The following is a 10,177-nucleotide window of genomic DNA, read 5'->3' on the forward strand; positions in this document are numbered from 1 at the left end:
GTAGTCCTTATCTGTCAACTTACCTTCCTCCGCCATGCAGAAGGTGTCATATTCTCTGATCGTCCCCATTCCCCTTTCTGTTAATCTACATCTACATCTACATCTACATCTACATCTACATCAGTATGGGTATAAAACCGGATGAATAAATTACGCTATCAACAAAATTTCTCCTATTCTTGTGGAGCCACAGTACTACTTTGTGCGGCAAAAGAGTTGGGCATCGAAGAAATAAAAACCGGGTATAGGCTCAACCTGCTTAAAATTTGCGAGCAAGACATCTATCAAGAAATCACAGGGAAAAAGGGCTCAGACCCAAACTCATGGGGGATAAGCATGCCTTCCGGTATAGTAAAGACAGCACGAAGATTAGGTCTCCACGCCTCTGTGGTGATTCAAAAATCATGGACTGTTGCCTTTCAAAAAATAATTAACCGGCGTGAGCTGACATCTCTCAGAGCGTTAAATGCACTAACGGAAGTTAACACTTCACACAGCCAAAATAAACTGAAACCATATGAACGGGAATTAAAAATACTTGCTTTTCGTCCGACAATGGGTCTGCAAATGCACTATGTCATGTTACGCCCCGATGGTTCAGTAATGGATCCTGGCTATGGGAAAGACCTTGACAACATTGCTGAATTAAAATCAACTCTTGGCTGGCATGGTACTGGGATCTCGATCATTATTGGTAAGCCGTGATAATAACCACAGCACCGAGAGCGTTTTTTCAATCTCCAACAACATATAAACTTGGAATAAACCGAGGAAAGAAATGATCCCTAGAAGAATTTGAAGTGTTACCTTAGGCGATGAAAAGAAACTTTCTGATCGGAATTTTAATTCTTTGGTGAAAAGGGGGCTATATCTCTTTCATGCGGTACGCGACGCTCAAAGCCAACTCGTTTCTGAAAATGCAGAGAAGGTTCTCTCAACATGGGATGTGATATCAACCTCTTTGATAAATAAATACAACTTTAGAGCCATTGGCTGTGTTGGCCTTATTTTAGAAATCCCAGTGCAAAATATAATATCTACCAAGCCCGCACTTCCTAAACAAAATTTGCGTTTCCTCTGATGGCGCGAGAAACACTGAGGACGACTAGTTACTGGCTGATCGTATAGCACCTGGCATCAACCTATGGTTCATGCGCTGACAGAAAAAGCAAGAGGGTTTTATCTTCATCATGGTTTAAGGCATCGCAAACTCAGGAACAGACTCTGTTTCTCAAGCTGCCGTAATAGATTCATTTGCAAGAAAGGGGTGCAAATCACACTAAGTCATTGATATTATGCATTATAATGAATTAATTTAACATAATCTTTGTTATGCGCACCAATGTTGTAACAGCAAAGTTGTAATGTCCGCTCTGAGCTAAGTTAAGATGTCCGTCACGTAGATTCACCATCGAGGGATTCTGATGACGGCACACGCAGCGGAGTTTTTCACTTTGGACGAAGTTAACCGACTCAAAATCATTCAGGACGTTGTCGACCGGCGTCTGACCACACTGATGGCCGCGCAGCGCCTTGGTATTTCCGATCGTCAGTGTCGACGCCTTCTGTCGTGTTACCGTGAATCTGGCCCACTGGGTATGGCAAACCGCCGTCGTGGAAAACCCAGCAATAACCAACTACCTGATGGTCTTGCCCAGTACGCACTCAATATTATCCGCGAACGCTATACCGACTTTGGGCCTACGCTGGCGTGCGAGAAACTCGCAGAACTGCACGATGTTCACCTGTCCAAAGAGACTGTCCGTTCACTCATGGTCAAAGCAGGTCTCTGGATCCCCCGCAAACTAATCACGTTGTTGGCATGCTGCGGATTTTAAATATATCACATGTCAGTGTAGACAAAAAACATTGAGCTTGGATTTTTAAAACTATTAGTTCGTCATGCCCCTCAACATTTATGGATGCAAAACCAGACAAAATCATTGATTTAATCTATAAGCCATAAATTATGAATAATAATGACTTAATTAATTCACCTAGTACAGTGAATGTATTAATAGAAGAGAATGATGTTTACTTTACGATTGGACTAAAGTTTAACTTGAGGATGTATTTTTATAAAAATAAACAGAGCGTATTTTTTTACCCTTCTGAAAAAATAGATCTTTTAATAAGGTCTGAAAAAATACCCACCCTAAAAAAAGGAAGCTGGAAATTATAATAAGTGAGAAAAAAAAGGTAAAAGCAATCATCGAGAATGCACATGTAAAAACATATTTTTTAAAAATGACACCGCTGATGGGTTCACTCTTCTTCTGGAGAGAATATTAATGGAGAAAGAATCAAAAAAAACATGCATCGTTTGCAGAATTATACTTACTCGACGCGAGAAACAAATTTTATACAAGCTTTCAGAAGGTTTTAGTTCGTCTGAGATCGCCAAAAATATAGGATTACATGTTAAGTCAGTAAGCCAACATAAACGTAATGCTATGCGAAAACTATCGTTGCCGAATACGAAAGAGTTGCTTCTTTGGCTCGTGTATAATAAAATCAATATAGATATTTAGCATGTTGATTAAAACAGACCTTATTTAAGGTAATCCATATAAATTTATTTCCATAGATACAAATTCTTATCCCGCACCACACTTAGGAAATAAGGGCACCGGCTAGTCAGGATATCGCGGATATCCTGACTAGCCGGTGCATTGCGAACAATGCCAGATACCGTTCCCAACTATTTGGCGGTTACAAGAAATAATCACCTATAGCCAGCATTTCTAGACAGAAAGAATTATTACAGCTACTGTGATCGCGGCAATTCCAAACCAACCCAGAGGCATAAGTTTATGACCAAAAAAGATACGGCCAAGGGCTGCTGTGCCGGTAACGCCTATAGCCCCCCACATTGCATATGCCACTGCTAGATCCATCGTTTTCACCGCCTGTCCCAACAGCGCAAAAGCAATCCAGACAAGTACAATTGCCCCAATACCCCATTTGAAGTGCTTGAATCCTTTCGATCGAACTATCATCATATTAGCGATAATATCAATAATAGCAGAAAGAACAACAAAACCAATAGCTGCATACGTCATGATTTATTGTCCTCCCCCAGGGTAACGCAAGTAATTCCAATGATAGCGATTGCTATGCCTATAAATTCCGTAAGGCTTAGCACATCTCTAAAAATATAGACCCCAATAATTGATAACAAGACTAGGCCAACACCTTCCCATAGCGCATAGGCTACCCCGACGCCAATTCTACGAATAGAAAGAGCAAGAAAATAGTAAGAAACAGCCAAGGCCATTGCCATTATTATATAGCCATATCCGCCTCCGTCGCGTGCTGCGAGTGTCATAAAAGATGTACCTATTACCTCAGCAATTATTGCGAGCAACAGGAAGGACCATGAAACAAATCTTGGCTTTTCTGAATGCATACTGATCTCCGTGGAATAGTGCTAATACCAAATTCATTTAATTACATTTTTGGCAAAAAAACATTGAACAAATAAAAATATCCCATGATATTATTATTCAATAATGAGAGTATTTAGTTACTTTCAGAATAATGTCCGAGACTATACATCACTCGCAGGAAGAAACAATTTTATAAGTTGTATGTAAACAACCCCTCTCTTCTACCACTTCAAACAAGTGCCGGTCTTTCCCGGCTGTCAGTTCATGACTCAATACAGGGCGAGCTCATCGGCTTTGCAAATGTTAACACCAGCACTAGCACACCATGGAATGCTCCATTTTCTTATCCCCTCCACAAAATCCTACTAAAAAAGGGTGAATATTTGCAATGGACATCTCAAGGAGTCCCCATCATGGACTTAAACCCGAAGCAATATTCACCATGACAAAGTCAAACATTTCAATATACACATCACATTGCTACATGCAGAACCACTCGCCTAGTTGGCAAATACAGATGATAGAGTATTTGAAGTTAAGGTAAACCGTAAATAGCATTTTTTAGGAAAATTCGTCCATAACCTAAAAATGGAAAGTGTTAATGTAAAATTAATAAAATAGTCCTTATTTTATATGAGCCTTTGCAAGGGTTATGTCTTTTATCTCAAAAAAACTTATGCAAGCATAGCCATATCTTGGCATTATCATCTTTAATAAAAAACACTTTAATTAGATGAGTTATATTTTATTGGTTTTTTTTCTGAATATATTTACCGCTTCATCTTAATCACCGCAAAAAGATACCATAAATAATCTGAATACACTCTATTGGTAAATTAAATAATGGTGCTTACTGAATTACTGATCTCATCCGAAGCATGAATAATAATAATCTGAAAATCAAGGTGATGAAGCAATAGCATCATCCAAATGTTCCACATCAATTTCATCCTTTAATTCAAGTAATTCGCTTGTTTCGTCAATCCAGATCTAAAACTGCGTAGAAAGGCATCGACATAATTACATCGCAGAGTTTTGCATGCTTGGTTTGGATGCTATCACCTGTACGGAGAATGCTGGTTCACGACAAACGGCTCAAGTAAAAATGAGGATTGGGGTCCCCGCACAATGGACAGCTCATAGTGTTTAATCTACTAACTAAAATGTACCTTTGAAAAAGCAGACTTTCTGCGGTACGCTCTGACGGTATCACTACCACGATTTTTTACGCAGCGCGCCGGCCCCTTTCCGGCCCGGACGGAGCCCCGGATGAGCCTGATGCCTGATGATGAACCCGAGCTGCTCCCGCCTCCGGCGGTCATTCCACCGGAAGCGGATGTCCTCCCGGCGCTGGCTGGCGGCGAAGGCCCGGTCAGTCCCGCCCGGGCCTACCTGCTTTCCCTGAACTCCCCCCGCAGCCGGCAGACCATGGCCTCGTTCCTGGGCATTGTCGCCGGCATGCTCGGCGCCGCATCACTCGATACCTGCAGCTGGGGCAGCCTGCGCCGTCATCACGTGATGGCCGTGACCGAGCTGCTGCGCGACACCGGCCGGGCCACCGCCACCGTCAACACCTACCTTTCGGCGCTGAAAGGCGTGGCAAAGGAAGCCTGGATGCTCAGGCTGATGGACGTGGAGAGCTTCCAGCACATCCGGGCGGTGCGTAACCTGCGCGGCAGCCGTCTTCCGCGCGGCCGGGCCCTGCCGCCGGAGGAGATCCGTTCTCTGTTCGCTGTCTGCGAGGCCGATAATTCCAGTATCGGCATCCGCGATGCGGCGATGCTGGCCGTCATTCTCGGCTGCGGCCTGCGCCGCTCGGAAGCCGTGGGGCTGGATTTGCGTGACATTGTCACCGATGAGCGGGCACTCAGGGTACTGGGTAAAGGGAACAAGGAAAGACTGGCCTATATGCCGGCCGGCACCTGGCAGCGTCTGCAGAGGTGGGTTGAAGAGATTCGGGGGGAAAAAGACGGGCCGCTGTTCACCCGTATCCGCCGCTTTGACACCCTGACGAACGACCGGCTTACCGACCAGGCGGTGTACCATGTCCTGCAGGTGCGCCAGCGGCAGGCCGGCATTGCGAAGTGTGCGCCGCACGATTTGAGGCGAACCTTTGCCACGGCCATGCTGGATAATGGTGAAGACCTGATTACGGTCAGGGATGCGATGGGTCATGCCAGCGTCACCACCACCCAGCAGTACGACCGCCGTGGGCAAACCCGCTTGCGAACAGCCCGCGACCGTCTTAATCTGACATAGAAATTGCTATAATTTTAAATGTTAATATATTTCGCAATAGATGGTCGTTAATCAACATTTAAAAGGAAAATCGCCACCAAATCATAACATTTTTTTGAAAAACGCCCCTATTTTGAACGAAATGTCGCTTAGAAACCACGTCCTGAGATTTATCATTGGATGATGGAAATTGTTCACTTTTTTTTGGGGGGGGGAATTGCAAATGGCTAAATTTGGTCTAATCTTTACTTCGGTATAATTGTGATCAGCAAGCAACCATTGACAACCCATCAAATATAAGGTGTTTAGCTATGAAAAAAGAAAGTAAAGAAAACACTCAAAGCTTAGCAAACGAAGTTGCGTTTTATCGGTCAAAGAACTTTGGTGGTGCTGGTGAATTTTACAATGTTTATAATGATGTCACCTTTTGGCAAGGAGATAATTTTAACGACAAATACTTATCACTTAGAGTCATTGGTAATGTAAATGTTCACTGCTATCAACACTCTTATGGTACGGGAATATATAAAGTATATAAGCAAGGTGATCATCCTGACATCTCTGAAATGGGAGGGCTTTCAAAATTTTGGATTGCTCCTGCGGGAAGTGATGGTGGAGGAGATGAACTTCCTGATTGGTCTATAGCTCTTCGGTTAGTTGATGATGTGCTCAATGAAAATAATGAACCAGGACGTTATAAAGGAAGATTCGCAGCGGCCGGGTTGGGTACAGTCTCACCTGTTTCTGAATCTCCGGATATATCTGATCAGGATGCTCGTTACAGTCTTTTAACGGGTAAAGGCAATACCATTGACATTAATTGCGGGATTGATATTTTTTATATAAAAACCAATGCGTTGGTGGCAAGTGGTCAGATTATTTTTACTTATAACACCAGTACAGGCTCAGTGAGCATTACAAGTCAAACCATTACTAATATATTAGTTGATACAAAGATAGAGGCAAAGGACAATACTCGGTATGATATAAAGCTTAGTGTAAAAGATGGAATTTCTCCCCCAGGTGAAGGGTATATGAACATCTACAGAGCCGTGTGGAATGGTACATCAATGTTCAACGTTTCAGGGCGGGGCACTCCTGGTGCTCAAGCTACTATTTGGACTAGACATCCGAACGGCATGGGTGAGAAAATTGCTGATGTGGATAATGGGGGGAATTGGCTATATGAAGGAGGAAGACCTAGATATGGTTTTGTTCAAGAAGGATATTATGATGACGGAAAACCCAGATTTACACTTACTGTAGAACAAAAAGTTGCTGCTCCTACAATTGACAAAAGCGATGTTTTATATGCAGCGCCAGATATAATTTATCCCTTATGGGGTGAGATGCTTCATAACCCTCTACCTGAATTTTATGGCAGCGCTTATTATCACCCATCATATAAACCGATGGTTTTAATTAGTGATGGACGAGGAAATGAACTAGGCAGAACTGAAGTTGCCCCTGACGGCAGTTGGCGTTTAACACCAGAAATTGAATTACCTCCTGGCAACTATGATCTGACTGCTGAAATAATTTTCCATGATAGCATCCCTATTAATAGACAATTTAAATCTGAAACCATAGAAATAATGATTTCAGTAACGGAATGATTGTTTAAATCGTGGCGGTTTGAATCACCGCCATTTGTGGCTAATCTATTTTTCCAGCTCGCGGATACGCTGCTGCTCTGGGGTAATGGGGTAGCAGAAGGCGTAATACCCTGGCGCTTTCGTCTGAGCTGGCGTACCCAAGACTCAAGCATCGCAGAACCGACATTATCGCTTCATTGGCTTGTCGATATAAGTAAACTTTATAGGGGTTTGAGGGCCAATGGAACGAAAACAAACGCTAAGAAGGTAATTCATTGTTTAAATTGAAAATTAATGCTCTCAGTTCTCCCTTCAAAATATCCTCCGGTAGCGTGAACGTATAATGCCCCAGCATATTGATATGCTCGTGCATCAGTGGGGATAACCGGGCGATATCTTCATCACCAGTTTTTTCTCCATTACTGCGCATCCAGCTCAGGGCTTCCTGCATATAAAGTGTGTTCCACAGTACGACTGCGTTAGTGACCAGGTCAGAGCATCCAGTTGATCTTCCTGACCTTCACGATAGCGTTTTCTGATCTCACCGCGCTGCCCGTAGCAGATCGCCCTCGCCACAGCATGGCGGCCTTCTCCCCGGTTTAGCTGCGTCAGGATCAGCCTACGATAATCTAAATCATCAATATAATTTAGAAGGTACAGCGTCTTGTTGACTCGTCCCACTTCTATGATCGCCTGTGCCAGCCCTGATGGACGCGAACTCAGAGTACTGATCAGAGACGAAGTCGTAACAGGTGATGCCACGCCCGGAACCAAAATATTTTCTGTTAGGCCCGGAATTAACCGTTTTCACCGGCGTGACAAAGCGCATGCCGTCAGCTGAAGCCACTTCGCCGCCACCCCAGCGGCCAGCAAGCTCCAGTGTGGACTGAAAATCAACCAGGCGGGCATTGGCGCTGACCATCGTTTCTGCCCGGAGGTAATTCTGTTTCACCCAGTTGAGCCGGTGGCGCGTCAGCGCCGGTATATTGTGCTTTATCAGCGGTTCCAGCCCGATATTGCAGGCCTCTGCCATCAGGACCGCGCACAGGCTGATATGCATATCCTGCGCCCGGGCCCCGGATTCACTGACATGCGTAAACTCACGTGTAAATCCCGTTCTGGCATCTATCTCAAGCAACAATTCCGTCAAATCTACCGGCGGGAGTAGCTGCCTTACCTGACTGTTGAGACGATACAACGATGGTGGTTCCTCCAGTTTCTCCAGACGACTTATGGTCAGAGAAGGATATTTACCGTCACATCTTTCGCCCTTCCCGCGCCAGTTTCAGCAACCGGTTCTGGTGAATGGTACGATCTATACCTTCAGGTAATGCCAGTGATTCGATGCTGCTGAACCGATCAAGATGTTGCAGCACGTTGTTACCATTGATTTTACCCGGTGGTTGCAGAAGCCATGACAGCCTAAAAGGGGGATTTACGTTAAGTTGTGATGGTTATATGATTCTAGAGAATGTTATTGCTACACAGAGGATTGAAATATATGCATGATATTTTTTCTAAGAACTGGATTCCATGTGAAATGTTACATGGTTTTTATTATAGGGCTGATTCTAGACCTCCCACAATAATCATGAGGGAAGGTTTTTTGGGTACAAAATCCACAAATCATTGCTTTTCTTCTTTTGAAAAAGAAACCGTGTTTTGTTCCAGTTCACTTGAGGGGGTTATTTCTTTTAATAAAAGCGCACTGCAAGAAGGTATAGTACTCCCGTATATATACAGAATTAACGCGAATGGATTGCGAGGCTATAAATTCACAGTAAATACAAATAGTTATACTCTTGCGGAGGTTCTCTTTGAACGTAATGAAAACAAATTTAAGGAGGTATAGTAAAGGTCATTCTGAATTTATTTCATATTTATCTAATAAACTAAAATCAAATATTGATTCTGCATTTATTCCTGTCAAAGAGGTACATATCCAGGGACCTATTCCAGCGTCACGAATTCATTACATTATGAACGAATGGGGATGATTCCATATGCGCTATTTAAACAATTGCATAATAGCAATGCCTACCATTACTAGTGGGTAATAACGTATAACAGCCGACCAAAAAAGGATTTTATGAGATCCTTTTTTTCGGACACACGTTCCCGTAAAGTAAATATTTTTAGTATAAACATTCAATTTTAACTTTAGTACATTTTCGTTTCGTTATCCGCAGCAGAGAAGTACAAAAAATGGCACTGTTGCAAATTTCTTGATACTGTAGCCTTTGGAATTACAAAAAAAATCCTTAAATTTCATAAACTTTGCTTGCCAGGCGCATCTCACCCAGGGGATGGCCGAAGTAAAAGTTTTCCGCCTGTCCTTTACGCAATGCCCGCATGACTTCATTCCCTTTGATAGTGGCATATGCCGTCTTCATGGATTTAAATCCCTGCGTGGCACCGATTATCCGTTTCAGTTTGCCATGATCGCATTCAATCACGTTATTCCGGTACTTAATTTGCCGGTGTTCAACATCAGGCGGACACCGACCTTCCCGTTTCAATCACGCCAGCGCGCGACCATAGGTTGGGGCTTTATCGGTGTTGATGAGGCGGGGGATCTGCCAGCCTTTCACGTTGTTCAGTATCTTTCCCAGAAACTGGTATGCCGCTTTGCTGTTACGGCGCGGTACAGATAAGCCAACCGACCGTTAACTCTGATATAAGTTTCGTCGAGATGCCTGGAACAGAACCCTGAAGGGTTACACCAGTACCAGCGCAGCCGCTTTTCCATCTCAGGTGCATAGCGCTGAATCCAGCGATAAATGGTGGTGTGATCGACATTTACTCCACGCTCGGCCAGCATCTCCTGCAGTTCACGATAGCTGATACCATATTTGCAGTACCAGCGGACTGCCCACAGGATAATATGACGCTCAAAATGTCGGCCTTTGAAAGGATTCATGTGCTGCTCCTTCAGCTAAACAGTGGCTTCAGTTT

The 10,177-nt window shown here is 43.6% G+C and carries 6 protein-coding genes and 5 pseudogenes; 6 read left to right on the top strand and 5 right to left on the bottom strand.

Going from position 1 to position 10,177, the window contains the following annotated elements:
- Window positions 1–141: 141 nt before the first annotated feature.
- The 4 genes and pseudogenes from HED65_RS22300 (at window position 142) to HED65_RS22955 (ending at window position 2,531) form a co-directional block, all read left to right on the top strand.
- Window positions 142–705 (top strand): T3SS effector IpaJ family cysteine protease, encoded by a 564-nt coding sequence (locus HED65_RS22300; protein ID WP_114980177.1) that lies wholly within the window; start codon window positions 142–144, stop codon window positions 703–705.
- Window positions 706–1,144: 439 nt separating this feature from the next.
- Window positions 1,145–1,245: pseudogene (locus HED65_RS22305) on the top strand (GNAT family N-acetyltransferase); the annotation flags it as partial.
- Window positions 1,246–1,424: 179 nt separating this feature from the next.
- Window positions 1,425–1,805 (top strand): annotated as a pseudogene (locus tag HED65_RS22310) (helix-turn-helix domain-containing protein); the annotation flags it as partial.
- A 486-nt stretch (window positions 1,806–2,291) separates the two neighbouring features.
- Window positions 2,292–2,531, top strand: a complete 240-nt coding sequence (locus HED65_RS22955) for a response regulator transcription factor (protein WP_114980178.1) — start codon at window positions 2,292–2,294, stop codon at window positions 2,529–2,531.
- Window positions 2,532–2,744: 213 nt separating this feature from the next.
- Here HED65_RS22955 and HED65_RS22320 read toward each other — a convergent pair whose 3' ends face one another.
- Window positions 2,745–3,062, bottom strand: a complete 318-nt coding sequence (locus HED65_RS22320; RefSeq protein ID WP_114980179.1) for an SMR family transporter — start codon at window positions 3,060–3,062, stop codon at window positions 2,745–2,747.
- Window positions 3,059–3,409 carry an SMR family transporter gene (locus HED65_RS22325; RefSeq protein WP_114980180.1) on the bottom strand — a complete coding sequence of 117 codons (351 nt, stop codon included), beginning with the start codon at window positions 3,407–3,409 and terminating at the stop codon, window positions 3,059–3,061. The genes HED65_RS22320 and HED65_RS22325 overlap by 4 nt, the downstream gene beginning before the upstream one ends.
- Before the next feature lie 1,249 nt (window positions 3,410–4,658).
- Between HED65_RS22325 and HED65_RS22330 the strand changes: the two genes are divergently transcribed.
- Together HED65_RS22330 and HED65_RS22335 are read left to right on the top strand one after the other, a co-directional pair.
- The gene (locus HED65_RS22330) at window positions 4,659–5,648 is read left to right on the top strand and encodes a tyrosine-type recombinase/integrase (RefSeq protein WP_114980181.1); all 990 of its coding nucleotides are present in this window, start codon (window positions 4,659–4,661) and stop codon (window positions 5,646–5,648) included.
- A gap of 290 nt (window positions 5,649–5,938) precedes the next feature.
- On the top strand, window positions 5,939–7,243 hold the full coding sequence (locus tag HED65_RS22335; protein WP_114980182.1) for a beta/gamma crystallin domain-containing protein: 1,305 nt from the start codon (window positions 5,939–5,941) through the stop codon (window positions 7,241–7,243).
- Between the two features lie 48 nt (window positions 7,244–7,291).
- Here HED65_RS22335 and HED65_RS22340 read toward each other — a convergent pair.
- The 3 pseudogenes from HED65_RS22340 to HED65_RS22350 form a co-directional block, all read right to left on the bottom strand.
- Window positions 7,292–7,445: pseudogene (locus tag HED65_RS22340) on the bottom strand (transposase); the annotation flags it as partial.
- Between the two features lie 36 nt (window positions 7,446–7,481).
- Window positions 7,482–8,480: pseudogene (locus tag HED65_RS23070) on the bottom strand (Tn3 family transposase); the annotation flags it as partial.
- A gap of 1,003 nt (window positions 8,481–9,483) precedes the next feature.
- Window positions 9,484–10,142: pseudogene (locus HED65_RS22350) on the bottom strand (IS6 family transposase).
- Between the last annotated feature and the right edge of the window lie 35 nt (window positions 10,143–10,177).

It is taken from the genome of Pantoea sp. LS15 (genome assembly GCF_012241585.1).
Lineage (GTDB): Bacteria > Pseudomonadota > Gammaproteobacteria > Enterobacterales > Enterobacteriaceae > Enterobacter.